The 19,256-nt window shown below is 30.9% G+C and carries 14 protein-coding genes, 1 pseudogene and 2 riboswitches; of the genes and pseudogenes, 2 read left to right on the top strand and 13 right to left on the bottom strand.

The genetic code is table 11. The features are described 5' to 3' along the window. Positions 1-202: 202 nt before the first annotated feature. The 4 genes from F0362_RS09540 to mgtE all read right to left on the bottom strand — a co-directional run bounded on the left by F0362_RS09540 (position 203) and on the right by mgtE (position 6,561). On the bottom strand, positions 203-1,687 hold the full coding sequence (locus F0362_RS09540; protein ID WP_079519242.1) for a WD40/YVTN/BNR-like repeat-containing protein: 1,485 nt from the start codon (positions 1,685-1,687) through the stop codon (positions 203-205). 534 nt (positions 1,688-2,221) lie between these two features. Beyond that, positions 2,222-3,115 (bottom strand): cation diffusion facilitator family transporter, encoded by an 894-nt coding sequence (locus F0362_RS09530; protein WP_149889746.1) that lies wholly within the window; start codon positions 3,113-3,115, stop codon positions 2,222-2,224. Positions 3,116-3,974: 859 nt separating this feature from the next. Continuing rightward, a complete protein-coding gene (locus F0362_RS09525; RefSeq protein ID WP_000681828.1) occupies positions 3,975-5,072 on the bottom strand; it encodes a phosphodiester glycosidase family protein in 1,098 nt (365 codons plus the stop codon). Between the two features lie 160 nt (positions 5,073-5,232). Next, positions 5,233-6,561 (bottom strand): magnesium transporter, encoded by a 1,329-nt coding sequence (gene mgtE / locus F0362_RS09520; RefSeq protein ID WP_000735192.1) that lies wholly within the window; start codon positions 6,559-6,561, stop codon positions 5,233-5,235. Positions 6,562-6,838: 277 nt separating this feature from the next. Next, positions 6,839-7,006: riboswitch (M-box (ykoK) riboswitch) on the bottom strand. A 521-nt stretch (positions 7,007-7,527) separates the two neighbouring features. Beyond that, a riboswitch (M-box (ykoK) riboswitch) is annotated at positions 7,528-7,704 on the top strand. 187 nt (positions 7,705-7,891) lie between these two features. Here mgtE and F0362_RS09515 point away from each other — a divergent pair. Continuing rightward, positions 7,892-9,019, top strand: coding sequence for an FtsW/RodA/SpoVE family cell cycle protein (locus F0362_RS09515; RefSeq protein WP_000722112.1), 1,128 nt, complete (start codon positions 7,892-7,894; stop codon positions 9,017-9,019). A 319-nt stretch (positions 9,020-9,338) separates the two neighbouring features. Here the strand turns inward: F0362_RS09515 and F0362_RS30880 are convergent. Beyond that, a pseudogene (locus tag F0362_RS30880) lies at positions 9,339-9,521 on the bottom strand (ISNCY family transposase); the annotation flags it as partial. Positions 9,522-9,882: 361 nt separating this feature from the next. Between F0362_RS30880 and F0362_RS09510 the strand changes: the two are divergent. Beyond that, positions 9,883-10,203, top strand: a complete 321-nt coding sequence (locus tag F0362_RS09510; protein WP_001202918.1) for a helix-turn-helix domain-containing protein — start codon at positions 9,883-9,885, stop codon at positions 10,201-10,203. A 279-nt stretch (positions 10,204-10,482) separates the two neighbouring features. Here the strand turns inward: F0362_RS09510 and F0362_RS09500 are convergent, their stop codons facing one another. From F0362_RS09500 to F0362_RS09465, 8 genes are all read right to left on the bottom strand, one after another. Continuing rightward, positions 10,483-11,883 carry a zinc dependent phospholipase C family protein gene (locus F0362_RS09500; protein WP_149889745.1) on the bottom strand — a complete coding sequence of 467 codons (1,401 nt, stop codon included), beginning with the start codon at positions 11,881-11,883 and terminating at the stop codon, positions 10,483-10,485. A gap of 232 nt (positions 11,884-12,115) precedes the next feature. Continuing rightward, positions 12,116-12,490 (bottom strand): recombinase family protein, encoded by a 375-nt coding sequence (locus F0362_RS09495; RefSeq protein WP_149889744.1) that lies wholly within the window; start codon positions 12,488-12,490, stop codon positions 12,116-12,118. A 261-nt stretch (positions 12,491-12,751) separates the two neighbouring features. Then, the gene (locus F0362_RS09490; protein WP_000026521.1) at positions 12,752-13,411 is read right to left on the bottom strand and encodes a protein kinase family protein; all 660 of its coding nucleotides are present in this window, start codon (positions 13,409-13,411) and stop codon (positions 12,752-12,754) included. Between the two features lie 425 nt (positions 13,412-13,836). Beyond that, a complete protein-coding gene (locus tag F0362_RS30875) occupies positions 13,837-14,088 on the bottom strand; it encodes a WYL domain-containing protein (RefSeq protein WP_232300952.1) in 252 nt (83 codons plus the stop codon). 542 nt (positions 14,089-14,630) lie between these two features. Further along, positions 14,631-15,653, bottom strand: coding sequence for a sensor histidine kinase (locus tag F0362_RS09480; RefSeq protein ID WP_001020451.1), 1,023 nt, complete (start codon positions 15,651-15,653; stop codon positions 14,631-14,633). Continuing rightward, positions 15,650-16,321, bottom strand: a complete 672-nt coding sequence (locus F0362_RS09475; protein ID WP_000720530.1) for a response regulator transcription factor — start codon at positions 16,319-16,321, stop codon at positions 15,650-15,652. The genes F0362_RS09480 and F0362_RS09475 overlap by 4 nt, the downstream gene beginning before the upstream one ends. Positions 16,322-16,402: 81 nt before the next feature. Continuing rightward, positions 16,403-18,385 (bottom strand): FtsX-like permease family protein, encoded by a 1,983-nt coding sequence (locus F0362_RS09470; protein WP_053446534.1) that lies wholly within the window; start codon positions 18,383-18,385, stop codon positions 16,403-16,405. Further along, entirely contained in the window at positions 18,375-19,142 is a 768-nt protein-coding gene (locus F0362_RS09465) for an ABC transporter ATP-binding protein (protein ID WP_001244406.1), read from the bottom strand. Before F0362_RS09465 ends, F0362_RS09470 begins: the two co-directional genes overlap by 11 nt. Positions 19,143-19,256 lie beyond the last annotated feature (114 nt).

Here is a 19,256-nt window from a genome sequence, read left to right as displayed (position 1 = left end):
ATCTTTTTAAATGGGCGAGAGGGACTGGCCATGCATAGAGGCAGTCAGTGCCTATTCTTGCCACGCGCAAGCTTTAAAACAAAGAAAGGCAGCGAGGTGTAGGTCCATTTTTATCTTCATCGCTGGAATTATACTCCTTACCAAACTTCTAAATAAAATGTATAGCTGAGTAGTTACCTTATTTTTCAAAAGAACATTCTGACTATTTCTTTTTCACTTCTTCTACAAATTCCCATGTCTCTCCGTTATCTTTTGATTGATAAAGTGCACTACTATCGCCATTGTAGTCTCCATCTGCCCCTTGTCCAACTAACATATTAAAAACCCCATCTTTCTCATATGGCATACTAGGAGAATCAAAAGGACTTATTGCGGACTGTGTATAATCTAATTTCACTTCATGCGGCGGATATTCTACCTTTTTAAAAGATACCCCCCCATCATCTGTGCGATATAACTCTCCCTCATTACCAGAAGGTCTAACTGCTCCTAAAAAACCAAGTTTATCATTTATAAAAGTGATTCCTGATACACTACCAATCCCCCTATTAAATGGGTCTGGATTAATAACCTCCCATGTTTTCCCTTCATCACTAGTCCTGCTTAATGAATAAAAGGCGCTCCCTAATGCTTTATCTGTCATATTTAGTTTATAACCAACTTCTTTCGATAGGAAAAACTGTTCTTTTTCATTCTTTAAATCTTGTTGTTCCTTCTCTTTAAGCCTATCTTCTTTTGGAGGCGTCTTTGATTTACTCCAACTTGCGTCACTTATTAAATTATATCTAGCAGGGACTAGCTCTTTCTCTTTTCCAGGGACAAATATAGATACAGTATATCCAATGATATCAGAAGCTGCTTCTTTAAGACTCTGCCCCTTACCATCCTTAGTAATATTAATAATTCCCTCTGTATTGGATCCCCAATTTCTTTTTCCATAATAAATCAACCCATACTTACTTTCATTCCATTTTTTGACCGTTTGCTTAACTGGAATCGCCTTAACCGTTTTAATTAAAGGTTCTACTAATTTATCATCATTATAATCAGGCTTTGCGTATCCGTCTCGTATTATAGTAATATCTTCTGATTTCTTCTCATTATAAGAGATTAAATAAGTTTCTTCTTTCCCATCAACATTTTTCCCATAAACAAATGTATCAAACGCTGTAATTGTTCCATCTGAATGAAATGTAAGATCAAAATCAGTTGCCATATACAATTTCTTTGGCAAAGGATATTTTTTATTTATATCTTCAAAAATACCTTCTACTCCAGATTTATATATATTATTATGTTTAAGTTTAACTGACCTTTCATGTTTTAACTTTTCTACAAACCATGCCAATTTGCCATTGTAATTTATTGCACTTTTATAAATCTGCATCCCATAAAATGATGTAATTGCAACAATAATGATAATAGAAATGGATCTCCATGCTATTGAATTAGTTAATTTTTTAGATTCATATTCTCTATTTTTTATCACCCGCATTGTAGTAAATGTAGTTATGGATATAAAAAGTACTATACATAATAACAAAATGTAAATATTATAATTCATTCTTCCGTACTGACAGTATAAGGCCAACTCATAACAAAAAATCCCGTATACAATTATTAGTATTGGATTTGTTACTAATGACAGAAGTATCCTTTTTGTATTTTCTCTAAATATAGAAACCACTCCTAATTACATGAATTACTAATATTAAGTATACTTTATTGTAAAGTAACAAAAAAGCTATTTAATCTTGCCGCCAAAAATACAATAGACATCCGTCTATGTAAATGGTAGATGTCTATTAAAGCCGTTTAAAAATTTAGTTGTTTCATAGACAATGGACTTTTGAGTGAATACTAAAGTTGCTTCATTTGAGAGCTAAATATTGAAAATGAACCCTCATATATTAATTCATTCCCCTCAATGATATTTATCTTTCAGATTTTGTTGATGCTTTGTATAAAAAAGATTCTAAAAAGGTAATTGTAATTGAATTAGAGAAAACATGCGAAGGTTGGGAAATTAGTAAATCATAGATAAAAACGTCCTATATTTTAATAGGACGTTTTTTCTTCTATAAATAATGTAGTTGAGATGTATTGTACTCATAACTATAAATGTTTTTTAATTATGGACATTATACAAGTCGACCAATTCTCCAATATCTAAAAAGGACGGTTTAACTACTTACTTATATCTATCTATAATTCACTAAACCTACTTCTCCTCATACCATGGGTTTAAATGAATTAGTACTTCATATATTTCTGGGTTCTGATTAATAATAGTGGTTTTTATATCCCTACAAATATCATGTCCTTGCTGGATGCTTAAATGTGCCGGAACACTAATTCTAATATCAATTAATACATAGTGACCATGATCACGTGCGCGCATTCTATCAATTCTTTTTACAAAAGGATGGGCCTGAATTACTCTCTTATATTCACTACATTTCTCGGTAGGAATACCACTTTCCATTAATATATATATTGCTTCTTTCCCCATACTAATCGCTAACTTTAATACGAAAAAAGAAACAATAATACCGGCTAAAGGATCCCCATAAGCTGCATATGGAATGGAATAGATATTGTTTATCAAAGCAATACCAATTCCAATTACAGCTGCAATTGAGGCATAAACATCAGCAAGATGATCATAAGCAGTTGCTATAAGCCCGTTGCTTCTTGTTTTTCGACCAATTCGTATTGTGTATACATATAAAATTTGCTTCCATATTAATGAAATAATCGCTGCTATAAAAGCAATTATATGGGGTTCTGTCGCTGGTTCAAATAATGACTTTATCGATTCATAAGCCATAAATAAAGCCGCTAAAATTAAAATCACAGCTACAATTCCTGATGATATAACTTCTGCTTTACCATGTCCATAAGGATGATCTTCATCAGCTGGCTGGTTTGAAATTTTCATTGATCCCAATGAGGCTACGGATGCTACAACATCGGCAGCATTATGAATCCCATCGGCTAATAATACCTGACTTTTGAAAAGTAAACCGACTATAATTTTGATGAGAGTCAGAAATATATTGCTAATTACACTAATCCATGCTGCCAATAAGGACGTTTTTTGGTTAGCATTCATAGTTATCCCCACCTTAACTTTACTCTTGTTTCAAAATATTATTGTTTAATTCAATTGTTTAGTTATAAGTCTATATCTCATCATTTTAATTTCTTTCATACATTACCAAATAATAAGTATGTGGGTCTATACAAACATTTTCTCCTATCAGTAAAGGTTAAAAGCATAACTTACTTTGTTCTTTTATCCTTATTTGTTATGAAGTGTAAAAAAGAGTGACACAAAATGCCATATGCCTTTTATTATTCCTTTTACGTTTAGTATTGGAGTTACTTTAACATCCTTAAAATAGTAATTATGATTGAATAAAAAGACGAGAGTTGGAAATTAGGAAATCATAGAAAAAACGATTTATAAGATGTACTATTGAACCTAAAATAATTAAAGATAAATAAGATATACTACACGATGACGCATGTTGTTTAACAATGTAGTTTTAAGGTGTATTATCCCTTTGCTTGATACACCTATTGTTTATGTTTTTTATCACCCTTTTATCATTACAAACATCAAAGCGACTAATGTGTTGCTTTGATGTTTGATGAAATGTCTTCAGGTATGATTTCTAATTCACTCTGCACATTAATCTTTACTCATCTGATCACAACAATTATTTTTACAGGTTGTCCATTTCACATAGCTGTAGCAAATACTATAAGATTAAAAGCATATAATTGAATATGAGTGTAAGCTGTATACATTATTTATCCTTCTTTTAACTTCTTGGAGATTTTCCATATGATTGAGTATCTCTATACGCTTTTCTTTAATGAATGTTAAATGATAAAACTTTCAATTTTATTACACTCTTTGTATGTTAGTTTTTAAACTTTAATTAAACCTTCATTTATTTAAGAATTTATAAATCAGTTGAAATATTTGCATCAAATTCATCTGATTTTTTAGTATCTATTTTTTCCCCATCTATTGTCACCCTTATTTCTTGTTTTTGGTTTGCTGTTACTATCCAAGCATTCGGTAAATAACGATCTTCATGGGATAATGTAGAAGGTGAATTTATAACCTTTCCTCCTAAATATAGCGTAGCAGAAGAACCTCCATCCATAGCCATTGCATTTATTGCTCCTTTTTCATATAGAATATCTTGACACTCTTTTAACGTAGCTCCTATGCTATGTGTCTGCCTACCGTCAATCACTAGAAACATTATTGTGCCATCTTCTTTTTGCGCCATAATACTTCGGGGAGCAGAGCCCCAACCACCGTCTCCTTCTGTAATCATTTTTTCTCCATTAACAATTAACTGTGGCATAAATCCTGCTGCTGAAACGACTTGTTTATCCAAAAGTTGTTGGGTAGAATAATTCCCTGTTATCATTTGTCCAAACTTTGTTAAGCCCGTAATAATTGTAGGGGTATTTTTATCTATATTTGTATCAATTGCTTTCCCATTTTCTATTACTATTCCAGTTGCAATATTTCCTCCACCCCTTCCTGTTTCATCGGCAAATCCACTTGCATTCACAGCAACAAGTGCATGATTACGTTTTGCCATTACGCTAATTTTTTCTCCTCTTTTATCGCCCTGTGTTCCTTGATGGCTAACAAGTTTAACATTGAAAGGGTTACTAATAGTGACTAATTTTCCTTCGAAAAGAAAGCGACTATCTTTGTTACTTTTAATCGTTTCTACGTCAATTTTTAATGGCTGATTTTTTAATTCTTCTAATCTTTTTCCTGCTATTTTTTTATAAATATTCTCATCACTATTTAACCATTTTGGATGATTAATTCTATCTTGTAATTTATCTAGTTCCTTTTGGGATAGGAATGTATATTTCGCATATTGTGGATGCTGAGAAGTTAGTATACTCCCAGCAATTGTTACACGAAAATCTCGGCCATAGTTAGTACCAAATAATATTCCTATGCCAATAAGCATGAAAATAGAAAGAAGGAGCAAAATTCGTTTGAAGATTTTTCTTAGATGTTTCATAGTTTTATCCTCCGGCATTAATTACATTCAATGAATCCTTTAAAATATTATTTACCTAAAGACAAAAGTGTTTGTTCTCCTTATTCCCGAGTTCCCCACTATGTCTTAGCAAGCAAGGCAAAATACTTATTCTACATTTCGTATTTATTTCAGTGTATATTTACAAATTTAATAACGTTTTTGCAACCAAGAAATATATTACTAATCCTGTTCCGTCAACAAATGTTGTAATAAATGGACCAGAAACGACTGCAGGATCTAATTTAAATTTTCTCAAAATTAAAGGTAAAACAGCTGCGACAAGCGAAGCCCAAATAACAATAAATAATAAAGTGATTGCTACAACTTGTGCAACTTCTGTTCCAACCCCTAACATATAAGCACGAATGAGCCCAGCTACCCCAAGTGCAAGTCCGAGAAGCATACCAATTGCAAATTCCTTTTTCATTACACGGAAAATGTCTTTAAATTTCACCTCTCCAATACCGATTGCACGAGTAATTGTTGCTACAACCTGTGTTCCTGTATTCCCTCCAGTACCTACTAATAATGGAACAAAGAAAGCAAGGGCAACTACTGTTTCAATTTCGTCTTCAAAATACTTTAGTACTGTACCTGTATATGCCTCAGCAACAAAAAGAAGCAATAACCATGGTAGGCGTTTAAAGAAAATGCTCCAAATACTAGATTCAAAGTAAGATTGATTTAATGGTTCACTTCCACCTAACTTTTGGATATCTTCTGTAGCCTCTGCTTCCATAACATTCATTACGTCATCAAATGTTATAATACCAATCATTTCATTATTTGCTGTTGTTACGGGTATTGCTGCTAAATTATAATTCAGTAGCTTTTTTACAACTTCTTGCTGATCAACCTCAGCGGGTACTGAAATCACCTCTCGAATCATGATATTAGATAATATCTCTTCATCTGCTGCTAGTAATAATTCATGTATGGAAACGATTCCCTTAAGATAACCATGACTATCAAGAACATAAATATAAGAAATTGATTCTACATTTTCAGAATGTTCCCTAATGTACTTCAATGTCATTTTTACTGACCAATTCCCTCTAACTGCAACATAATCACTTGTGACAAGACTTCCTGCCGTTTCAGGTTTGAAAGCCATTAACTTTTTTACATTATGTTTTGTAATTTTATTTAGATACGCCATTAATTGAGCTTGTTTTTCCGGATGAACCGCTAGAAGTAGATCTACTGTTTCATCAATCGGTTGTAAATTTAGTAATTTTTTAGCTTTGTTTTCAGATAAGTGAATTAAGATATTATATTTTTCTTCTATACTCAAATGTTGAAGAATTTTTGAGCTTTTTAATACAGGAATCTTATCTAGTAATATGACTTGATCTTCAATTGAAAACCGTTTTATTTCTTGCGCAACATCATACGACGGATGACGTAAAACTTTATCTGCATCCAAATCATTTTGGGTTACAAGTAATTCATTTAATAATTTCTTCATGTTAACTCCTCCTCATATTGCTAAGGGAGACTCTAGAGTTTCATGAGTGGTTTTGTATTATTTTACCTGTCTAAATTTTGATTAGAGCATTAATAGTTACATTGCAATCAATTTATTATTTAGAACTACCTCCTTTTTGAATATAGACAAGATAAAAATAAATAACATTAAACAAAAAAAACCTTACTCAAAAAGGAGTAAAGGTTTTTTTACAATACAAATAAATGATTATTAAGACAGCTCTGCAAAAATCCCAGAGGTGTCTTTCTATCAAATCGTATACCACTCCCTCGTTGAGTTTTAGCACTGTATAGCATAGGTTTTTATAACCAGCTACATTAAAAAGGGCCTTAATCCGACCGTTCCTGTTGACCCATTGGCGTCTCTCGACATTTTTGGGCAGCAGCGTTTCTCTATACAGGAGCCTCACCTAACAAAGATTATTGAATTACTTCAAAATTTAAACCAGAATTTAATATTTGTCAACTAACTTTCGATTTGATTCATAAAAAATTCTTTTTTAGAGAAATGTAATTAGATTCTATTACAAATTTGAAATTCTGCTTAAAAGATATAAAATTTAAATACAATTAGTTCGAAAAAAAGTTATAAAACATATGAAATTTCGTATAAGAAACGTATTGTTTATAATTAATTTGTAACTTTATAGCAGAAGTTGCATCATTAATCATACCGTACTTCAAAAGAACATTCTTCAAAAAATCTTATTTTATGATTAAAATCTTCTTTACTGTTTATCAAATTTATATGGTTAAACTGCTTAATCAAATTATACATTCCAAATCGCAAATATGTATCTATATGAGACAATTAAATACAATTTCTCATATCATTTCTCAAAGATTTATAAAGCAATAAAGAATATAAAGTTAGCAATACGTTACTTGACAGGCAAAAAAAAAGTATTTATGCTGGCTACACGAAACTAACACATAAAATTTATATTGCTAAACCTGTTAGGTGAGGCTCCTATACAAACACAGGCTATTGCCCAAAAATGTCGAAAGACGCCAATGGGTAGAACAGGAATTGTCGGATTAAGGCTCTTCTTAAGATAGCTAAGTAATGAATTTCCATTACTTTACGTTGTATAGTGCCAAAGCTCTACTAGGGGGAGAAAAGCTTTATTTAGTCATGCCATTTTGAAATCCCCCTAGTATGTAACTAGGGGGATTTTTACGTAAGAAAACAGGGTGTAAGCGATAGGATCTCTCAAAACAAAAATACTATTTATTAATTGGTGAGAACAAGATTCTATTCATTAGCAAATGTAATATTAAGTGTTAATGTAAATCAGGAGGATATAAAAATGAAAAAAATATTAAAACTCGATTATCTATTGCTCCTCCCTCTATTCATAACATGTACTTTAGGTATTATCATGATGTATAGCGCGAGCTCCATTGTAGCTGTTCAACATTACGGTTATAACAGTAGGCACTTTGTCGATTCTCAATTAACAAAGCTATTTTTAGGAACAATTGGGCTAATAGTTTGTGCTATTCTCCCATATGAAATATGGAAAAAACGAATAGTCTCAACCTGTATTATGATTGGGGGAATTTTTTTGTTAATTATGGTTTTATGGAAAGGAAAGGTCGTAAATAATGCTCAATCTTGGATCTTTGGAATACAGCCAGCTGAATTTCTTAAATTAGGAACAATACTTGTAACAGCCCGTTTTTTTGCATTGCGACAAGGACCAGTTAAACAAACTTGGTTTGGGGGCGGAAAACTTTTATTTTTTTTAGCTACAATTTTTTTCCTAATCTATAAACAGCCAAACTTAGGATCTGCTCTTTTAATATTAGGTATAGGTTGTAGCATATTTCTTTGCTCGGGAATAAATATAAATCTATTAATTAAAAGAACTATACTCGGTTCTATTTTTTGGTTACCTATTTTATATTTTTTGATTCAATTTAGTTTGTCAGAAGTTCAAAAGACACGTATTACTACGATTCTCAATCCCTTTGTTGATGCACAAGGGAATGGATATCAGCTTGTAAATTCTTTTATTGCCATTGGCTCAGGAGGAATTATTGGACGTGGATTCGGAAATAGCATTCAAAAAACTGGTTATCTCCCAGAACCACATACTGATTTTATAATGGCAATCGTTTCTGAAGAATTAGGATTTATTGGTGTATTCATTATAATGACCGGAGTATTAGCTATAGTTCTTCGCTCACTAAAAATTGCACAGCTATGTGAAGATCCCTTTGGAAGTTTTATAGCAATTGGTATAGGCTGTATGATTGGTATGCAATCTGTTGTTAATTTAGGCGGTATTACGGGAATACTTCCTCTTACGGGTACCCCATTTCCATTTGTAAGTTTTGGTGGAAGTTCTTTAATGGTTAATTTAATAGCAATAGGAATACTACTTAATATTTCAATTTTCAATAAAATTAAGTTTGATAATCATAATATATAATTATCAATATAAGATTCTATTTTTAATGGATGAATTCTTTCTCGTTTTGGACAGACTGATTCCGTAAATCAATCTGTTGTTTTTTCATTAGAATTATTGCTAAACAATAAAATAAACACAGTAAAAAAAATATAACATTGTAAAAATCCGTGGCAAGGGATGAAGCATTCACAATGGCTGAGAAAATATATATATAATTGGCTGGTCTCAATTCTTAAAATTCTTTTTATTATATAGATAAGCATAAAAATATTAGGAAGTTAATAGTAATATATATCAGATAGAAATTATTAAATCAAAAGAAAAAGCAATCATTGAAAATATAAAGCATTAAAGACAAGGCAAAAGATACACGAAACAAAGAATACGTATGCAAAAAATGAATCAATTTACGTATAGAGTACATTTAAAATACAGTTTTCAAGAGAAAACATTTAAGTAAAGCTTTACTACAGATTGGCGGGCAACCTGTAACAGACGAAACACCTCCTATTGTTAGAATGCCTACAAAAGCAAATAAAACCTGTTGTTTGGATTTATTTTCCTTTCATTTAGTTATTGTACTAGTAATTTATTCCATTTCAAAGATAGTGATGGCTACTATCATTCTTCTAGGAATACAGAATTATTAATGCATTCATTTTTGGATATTTATCAGTTCCAAGTTAACAATTCTAAATAAAATTACCCTTTAGGAAATTAAAGTGGAATGATATTTGCCAACAGGAAATTTTGCTAAGAAAGGACAGGGAATAAGACTATTGGTAGAGCTTTTACTGGAATTAATTGTGAGATTAACGTAAATTGCAAGAGTACGCTCGTAAAATTATGATATATATAAATCAAATCGGAGTGAATACGATATGAGAGCGGTCGCGAAAAAAGTAAAAATAATACGTTTGCAGGATGAATATTGTAAAAATTGTAAATATCAAACGGATGTAGAACAGTATTGTATTGAACAATGCGACATAGGAAAAAAACTTATTACGCTGGGTAAAAAAGAATTTAGAAAGAGATCGACAAAAGTAAAAACGATAGAAGAAAAATGGGATGAAAAGTGCAAACAAGCAATAATTTTATATAATCAAGGAGTGAATTATCCAGATATTGCAAAGGAAATGGGGTGCCACGTGAGTAATTTGTATAAAGAGCTCAAAAAACGTGGATGGTTACAAATGTAAAATCATGAAATAAATCCCCAAACAAGTTATACGATTGGAACATCCTTTGTATTTGATATGAACTGTATACTTGCTTATTTTCAGCAATTACAAAACAAACTATTTCATTTATATGTTCTAATTTTTGATTATCTAAAATTGGTATTTCACACCTTCTCATTTTTGAGGAAGAAGTCTTCTTTCGGAAAACGATAAAATTTTAACATTAAATTTCTGGGTTATAATTTCTAAAAAGAAAAACACCCGTTCTGATTAAGGACGAGTGTTTTTCTTTTTAGGTTATCTGACAGGGATAAACTTCCATGAGCTAGGTTTTTGTTTTTTTTCACCTAGTACAATCCAATTTTTCTTTGCATTTATATTTTCATAATTTAATGGATAGTCATCTGTAAAAATATTATATTCTGTAGGATTATCCAGGTTAATTTTAATTTTAAAATCAGCTAAACTATCAGATTTTTGAGCAAGGTGAATCCAACTAGAATAATTGGACCAATTTAAATATTGGAATTGGTCGTAATTTGAGTGCTTCATGCGAAGATATATACTCTCTCCGTGGTGTAGCTTTGCATCATTTTCTTTGTAGAATTCAAACTCTATAGGTGTACCAAATAAAGCATTGTTTTCTTTATTTGCAAGTGTGACATAATCGTAACGATTTGCTAAATACCATTCAAAAGTTAGACCTTGATAAGGAGATTCACTTGGTACGATATAATAGTTTTTCCCTGCTTCTATGACATTTCCTTCAATATCATAGATTAATGCAGTCTCTATACTTGGAGCTTTCACATTTTTAGTAAAAGTTTTAAACCAAAGATTTAAGAAACCTGCTGTATTACGCTGAGCTTCTCCTAAGCTCCGCTGCACAGCTGGGGTAACCATTTCTTGCCACAATTGTGCCTTACCACTATTATAATATTTAAATGTTTTATCATTAGTAATATTTTGGATTTCAGGTTTAGCTACTCGAGCTGCATAATCAATCCATTCTTCAGGTGTAGATAGAGAATTGTTATAATTCCCTCCAGTATTGACTGCAAATTGATTTTGAATGGTTGTAACATAATTTTCAAAGTAGCTATGATATTTTATAGCTCTCGTATCAATTGCGGTAAAATTTGCTGCATGCATAGGTTGAGTAGTATCTGTAAAGTAGTGCGTGGCTACTCCTAAGTAATAGAAAGCTTTTTCATAGTCCTTATTTCGTAAATGTTCTCCAGATTCATAAAAGTATTTCTTACCTTGTGTAAGAGCCGTTGGATTTGTTTCTCCTCTATAATTTTCTTTAGTATCAGGATCATAAAAATGAGATTTCCATCCGCCTTTAAAAACGCCACCTATTCCTGTACCACCATCGTTAAACTCTGCATTATAATCTGCATCATATAATCCTTTAGAAAATAGATCTTTATATTGTGGATAATTTAAAAAGTCCACAGCCTGCTTATTTGCTTCAATATTAGATTCTGTTTTCATAATTTCAATAGCTTGTTTTGCAATCCATAAATGTGTACTTTTATCAGAATGATACGGAGCTTCTGCAGACCATCTTGCAGTAATAGGATCATTCTCATTTAAATCAATTTGATCGAGATGAGCATAGCTACTTTGAGGACATACTCCTAAAATAGTTAAAGTCACTCCAGCTATACATAGTGTTGATACGATTTTTTTCATTTTATATTCCTTTCTAAATATAAAGATTCTTATGCGGATATTCATCTTAATAACCACAGTTAAATAGCTCTAATAAAAGAACAATGAGCAAAGGCTAACTGCTTAATTTTTGTCTTAAAGGAATACCACCACACATCGATCAAATTAAAAGTTTTAAATTGATCCTAAACAATAATTTTCCTTCTCTACCTCTAGTTATATATAAAAGCACGTCTTATTTAAACATATTTTTTTATGTAATTTTGCATATCCAAATATAGGGGATGAAATAACCTTCCATATATAAATGGATAGCATGTTCCATCCCTTCATGTTTCTTCCCACACTTACGAGGACAACCCTGCTGTCCCCCTTTTTTAACAATGTCTAATCCGACTCTTTGCTTTTCTTTCAATAACTCTCGTTCCCATTCAGCAACACCTTCAATAATATGAAGGAGCATTTTTCCAGTTGCTATTCTTGTATCAAAATTATAATCCAGACTAACTATATGAACATTTCGCTTTTCCAAATTTTGAGCGAGTTCTAACATGTGTTTTAAATTTTTAGCTAATCGATTCATCCGAGCTTCAACAACTATATCTCCTTCTTGGGTTCCACCACACACCTATCAAGCTAAGAAAATATAACTACTCCCAGAACTAGATTTTGTCCTAATATGTAATAAAAAGCTCTTTTTTCATTTTGGGGTTGATTTGTTTTCTTAAGTTAATGGGCATGGAGTATCGCTACATGCCCATCGACCTAAGATTTTAAAGTACCTCTAGAACGAAAATTTTATGCACCGTTGACTACTAATCTAAAATGTACATCCCTTTTGTTTACTAGTGGTTCACTTATCTAACCTAAAGATAAGTATGTGGTCCTTTTACAATTTGAATTTCTTTTTAAGCTTCTTATATTTTCTATATGAACGTCTAACAATGTTTAACATGAAATACGGTATTTTAACAGGGAGAGGCAATTTATAAATGAAAGGCAAGTAAAATGTAAAATATGCCTTTTCTAGATCTCTCCACTTACTATCTTCTTTTGTTTTTAAGAAATCAGATACATCGACTACATATCCCCTTCCGTTTTCCATCATCACATTTTTCCCGTGAACATCACAAGGAGTTAATCCTTGTTCTCTTGCATACTCTAAAGCTTCATTGATATCGAGGATTACCTGCTTAGGAATTTTAATCCCCTTATGAATAGCATCGTATAAGGTAATTTCTTTTAAACGTTTCAATACTATGAAATTTTCTCCTTTATATATAAGCCTCGAATAAGAAGGATGATTTCCGATTCTTCGGTATACTTCTGACTCTTTTTCAATTCCTTCTCCTTTTCGCGCATAAACTTTCACTACCCAACCTTTGTGTTCTTTGTGCATAAATACTGCAGCATAATTACCTGTCCCTAAACACTTCCAAAGTCTAGGAATATCTTTAACTACTACAGGCTCGAATTCATCCTCACTTCTTATGCTTACCTCTTTTAATAATTCGTCCTTTATCAATCCCACAAAACTATTTATACTCATCATTTCCACTCCGTTTTTGCTAAAAGGGGTCCCACCCCATCGCTATTAAGCTAAGAAAATACAACTACTCCAGAACGAGATTTTGTCCTAACTTGTAATAAAAATAAATCCTATTGCTATAAAAGACAACAATTTTTCGTTCTTGGAACATCATAAATATTAACTTTATAACAGTGGGCTAGTTTAAAATTGCATCAAAAACCTAATTGAAATTAAATCAGGAATGTTATTTTAACCTGCTAATTTGCAGATGAACTATTTTTTATTTCATAACAATCCACCAATATTTCTTTTAAATATTCCTTATATTTGGAGCGTAGCATTTCCGGAGGAATTATTTTAATTTCTTTATCGAAAGACAAAAAATACTGAACCAGAAAATCCATCTCCTTTTCTCCAAAAGTCACAATAATGTATTTGTTTTGTTATTCTTCTTGAAGAGACATGTTATCGTAAATGCGTTTATAGAATTGTTCAACCCCTTTCTCACTAACTTTAAAAGAAAAAGGTCGTTGTGTATTGAATTGTTTTCTATATAACGAACTAATTGTCTCTTCAGTAAAAGGAATGTTTTCCTCATCTTCATACTTTGTATATTGAATATAGTCACAACGGAAATTTCGAAATTCTTTTTTGTCTAAATCCCAACTAAAGCAATACCAATTTCTATTTGTAATTAATAATCTTAAGTGTTAAATGATTCAATGATTGTTACCATAGCTACAATCATTGATTTCTATTACCTTTTTATTCAGTATTGCAGAGAAGAGTTCTCCTAAAAAGTGCGATTCCTTTTTTTGATTTATTCCTACAAATTGGATAACTTGATCTGCCTCATGAACTATCTCTTTTTGCCTCTTTGGGGTCCCATATCAAAAAAAGAAAACTGTACGTTTGGACACATTTTAGACACAAAACATCCGATTCCTTGTACGGTAGGGGATCGGATGTTTATTTTACTGTTTTATATCGTGTACAATTTCTCGCTTACGAGGTCTGTGTAGCAACCGAACCAAATCTTACTTTAAGTATTAGTGGATATCAAAAATAGTAATGACTAATCCAGATTAACATCCATCCGATTCACAATTACATATACCAATATGTTAAATGGCTAAATAATACAAACGGTATGAAGTGAATTTCTACTCTTTTCATACCGTTTTACATTTGTTTATAAGTTTCATACGAAATTCGTGGAAAGATGGCAGCATCCCTTTTATAACCAGGGCTCAAAAGTTACCATACCTGACAAGGGAAATATTAATGTAACGCTAGTTCCTCTATTCACTTCAGATTCAATGCCAATTTTCAATCCTAATTTTGAACACAGTTTTTCGCATAGATACAAGCCCATTCCTGTACTTTTGCTGAATCTTCTTCCATTCTCTCCAGTAAATCCTTTCTCAAAAACTCTATTTATATCTTTAGTTACTATCCCTACTCCATTATCCTCTATAGTTAGTATTACTGAGTTAGTTTTCTTAATTGAGTATATACGTATCATTTGTTCTTTGTTATTTGAGTACTTTATAGAATTTCCTATTATTTGATTAATAATAAATTCAACCCATTTTCCATCACTATATACGATTTTATCAATATCCTGTATATCTAATTTTATTCTCTTATGAATAAAATCCCTATAGTTTCTTTTAATTACATTCCTTACTACATTATCAAGGTTGATTGGCTTGATAATATAGTCTTTATTAACGTTATTGCTTCGAGAATAATACAGAACCTGTTCTACAAACCCCTCGATTCGATCCATTTGAGAGTCAATTTTATTCGTTACTTCATTTTGATTATTTTCAATTATAAGCTTTGTAGAAGCTATTGGTGTCTTAATTTCATGCACCCATGTCTCTATATATTCTCTGTAATCCAACTGTATGTCTCTATAATACTTTACATTTTCATGCATATCTCTACTTACTTCTTTCAGTATAGCGTTAAGCTTTTCCCCATGTATAAAGTTTGCTTCCTTTACTACCTCTGGTAGTAGGTATCTTTTCTCCAAGTTTTCTAAAATGCCATTAATCTCATTATAATAATTTTTACATTTTATAAATTCTATAATCATATATGAAATCAATGGAAAAAACCAAATACAAAAGACAAAGAATATTATAATAAACTGAACATTCGCAGTCAGCAATATACCTGCTAGTATAATAAATACAAGTACATTAAATAGTATTACTACCATTTTATCTTTAGTAAATTCACCTATATTCATGGCATTATATACCCTAAGCTTCTTCTTGTTGCAATTGGATTTTCTATACCTATCTCTTCAAGCTTTTTTCTTAATCTATTTATATTAACAGTTAAGGTGCTATCATCCACAAAATAATCAGATTTCCATAAAGTTTCTATGAGTGAATCTCTTCTTACAATATTCCCGCGATTATTTATTAAGCATGAGAGTATTTTAACTTCATTTTTAGTTAATTCTACAGACTTGTCTTGATAAGTAACTGTTGCATTTGAAAGATTTAAATTAAAATCCCTATAAATTAAGATATGATTCATCTTGAAATCTCCAGATGTTCTTCTTAAAATGTTTGTTACTCTTGCTAATAGTATTTCTGTATTATAAGGCTTTGTTATAAAATCATCTGCTCCTAAATTCATACTTATTAGTTCATCTACATCACTATCTCTACTTGTAACCATGAAGATTGGAACATCTGAAGTTTTACGTATTTCTCTGCATATATAATAGCCATCGAACACAGGAAGATTTATGTCTAGTAATATAAGGTCTGCATTCTCACTTTCTATATATTTGATAATATGATTAAAATCTGTGGGAGCCTTTACTTCATATCCATATTTTATAAAAAAATTTTGTAATTCTTCTCTGATGATTTCGTCATCTTCAATCAGAATGATTTTTTTCATGACTTTTCCCTCCCTATACAGAATATAAGGCTATTACATCTTGAGAAACAAGGTGTAATAGCCCTAATAAGCATTATAAAATCAAGTATTACTTTTTACAATATTTTTATACCCGACATATGTCGTGTAGAAATATATTACATAAACTATAAGGAATACTAAGCCAGTCATCAATGCTGGTAAGATAATGTCTGTTTGTTGAAATGTGTTAATATACTTATGGACTACATAAATTCCAACAATAGAATGAATTATGGCAAGAATAACTGGAAGACTGAAGTATACGAAAGTTTGAATAAAAATCGTTTTGTCGATCATTGTTCCATTTGAACCAATTCTCTTCAAAGATTTATATCGATCTATGCTATCACTGGCTTCTGATAATTGTTGAAGAGCTAATACAGCCATACTCGTTATTAAAAATACAATCCCTATATATATCCCAATAAATAGTACGATAGTTTTCATTCCCTTACTTTCTGCACAAACTTCATCCTTTGATTTGCCTGCTATACGATTAATATTTAATTTCGGACCATTTTCGTCATAAAAGCCCCGTGCAACGCTATCATATTTTTTATTATATTCTTCTCTATTTCCATCTAAATAATTTACATTAAGTACGGACTCAGTAATTTTGTAGCCTGATAAAAACTCATCATTTATAACGATTGTGAAGTAATTAGTTCGCACATCATAAGTGTAAAGATTCTCTTGTATAACCTTAGCGTTTTTTATCAGATATTCTTTTTCTTTAATATTCACCTTATTGCTATTTTTTAATCTTTCATTTGTCGAATTAACCAACCGGCTATCATTTGATAAAAGTAAAATTTCATTGTTATTTAAAGTGATTTCCTTTTCACCTTTAAGATTTAAAATTTTATTATAATCAGATACTTTAATGAAATCTATACTGTAATTATAATCTTTAAGTTCTGGTACAAAGTCCACCACTTTCATCCCTGTTTGAAATACATTATAAGATACATATTTTTCGTTATTACTTATTTTAAAATTAAATTTATTTAATACGTCTTCTATAGTGTAACTTTCATCCTTATTGTCCAACGTAATACTGGCATCAAATGGTGTTATTTCTTTCGTTGTTTCGTCCATCATTCTGTTAAAGCTGATTCCTGTAGATAAAGCCACCATTGTAATGAATAACATTAAACAGATTACAGACATGGATATAAAATTTGTATTAACCTTACTATTTATTTGTTTGATGATAAATATATTTAACCCTTTAAAATAGACTTTTTTATTCTTCTTTACAACATATAATATAAATCCAGATAAACTAAAGAAAAACAGCAATGTACCTAATATGCCAAGAATGATTGATACCATGAGCATAGGGTTATTATAATTCAATCCGATTTTTAGTACAGTCACATATGCATATCCAAGTGATGCTACACACATAATAAATGCGATTACATAGATAAGAGGATTTCTAAATTTTACATCTTCGTTTTTTCTACCTGCTGTTAACATATCAATTATTTTATATTTTGAAACAACATATACATTAAATAACATAACAAGCAAAAACATGATTCCAAAGTATACTACGCTTTTACCTATAGCGCCCGTTGAAATTGCAAATTTATATTTACTGATGGGCAAGTCAAATAACTTTAATGCAAATGTAGATAATCCCTGTGATATTCCAATACCTATTATAAGCCCACTCACTAAAGAGATAACACCAACCAGAAATGTCTCTGTTACTAATATTCTAGATATGTTTCTTCTTCCCATACCTAAAGTCATGTATATTCCTAATTCTTTTTTACGTTTTTTGATTAAGAAATTATTTGCATACAATATTAAACCACCTAATATTACGGATATAAATACTGACACATCTGAGATAGCGTTCATTATTGCAGGCACATACTTCCTATCTGAAGCGTTAATTTCCATAAATGCCTTTTGTGATTCTATGGAGTTAAAGCTATAAAATATACAAACAGCCAGTGTTAGTGTTAAGAAATATATTGCATAATCTTTAAGACTTTTCTTTACATTCCCAATAGCAAGCTTAGAGTACATTATTATCGTCACCTCCAAGAAGGGTTATAACTTCGATAATTTTAGTAAAGAATTCTTTTCTGGAATCATTCCCTCTTACCAACTCGGTAAATATTTTTCCATCTTTAATAAAAAGAATTCTACGAGCATAGCTTGCTGTAAATGCATCATGAGTAACCATAAGTATTGTAGCTTTTAAATCCTTATTTAGACTTTCAAATCTTTCGAGTAATAATCTAGCTGATTTAGAATCTAACGAACCTGTTGGTTCATCTGCAAGTACTAAAGATGGATCTGTTACGATAGCTCTTGCCGAACCAACCCTTTGTTTTTGTCCGCCTGACATTTGATAAGGGTATTTACTTAATACTTGTTCAATGTCTAAATACTTTGCAACTGCTTGTATTTTCCCATCAATTTTTGAACTCTTCTCACCTTTTATTGTTAACGCTAGGGCAATATTTTCATAAGCAGTAAGGGTATCTAATAAATTAAAGTCCTGAAATATAAACCCTAATTCATTTTGTCTAAACTTATCTAGTGACTTTGATTTTAACCGAGTAATGTCACTACTATTTATCATTATTTTTCCCGTAGTAACATGATCAATCGTTGATATACAGTTAAGTAATGTAGTTTTACCACTTCCTGAAGGCCCCATTATCCCAACAAATTCTCCCTCATCTACCTTAAAACTAATATTATCTATAGCCTTTGTTACATTACCTTTATTACCATAATATTTTTCAATCTTTTCTACACTTAATATATTTCGCATTAATACTTCTCCTTTTTGATTATAAAAATTCTTTAACTCCCAGTCATTTATGTTATTCATTTTATATAATTTCATTTATAGTATCGATGGAATTACATTTCATTAACATTACAT

Source organism: Bacillus sp. BS98 (assembly GCF_008432245.1).
Classification (GTDB): Bacteria; Bacillota; Bacilli; order Bacillales; family Bacillaceae_G; genus Bacillus_A; species Bacillus_A toyonensis.
Note: the sequence above shows the minus strand (reverse complement) of the source record. Positions and strands in the feature narration are given on the sequence as shown.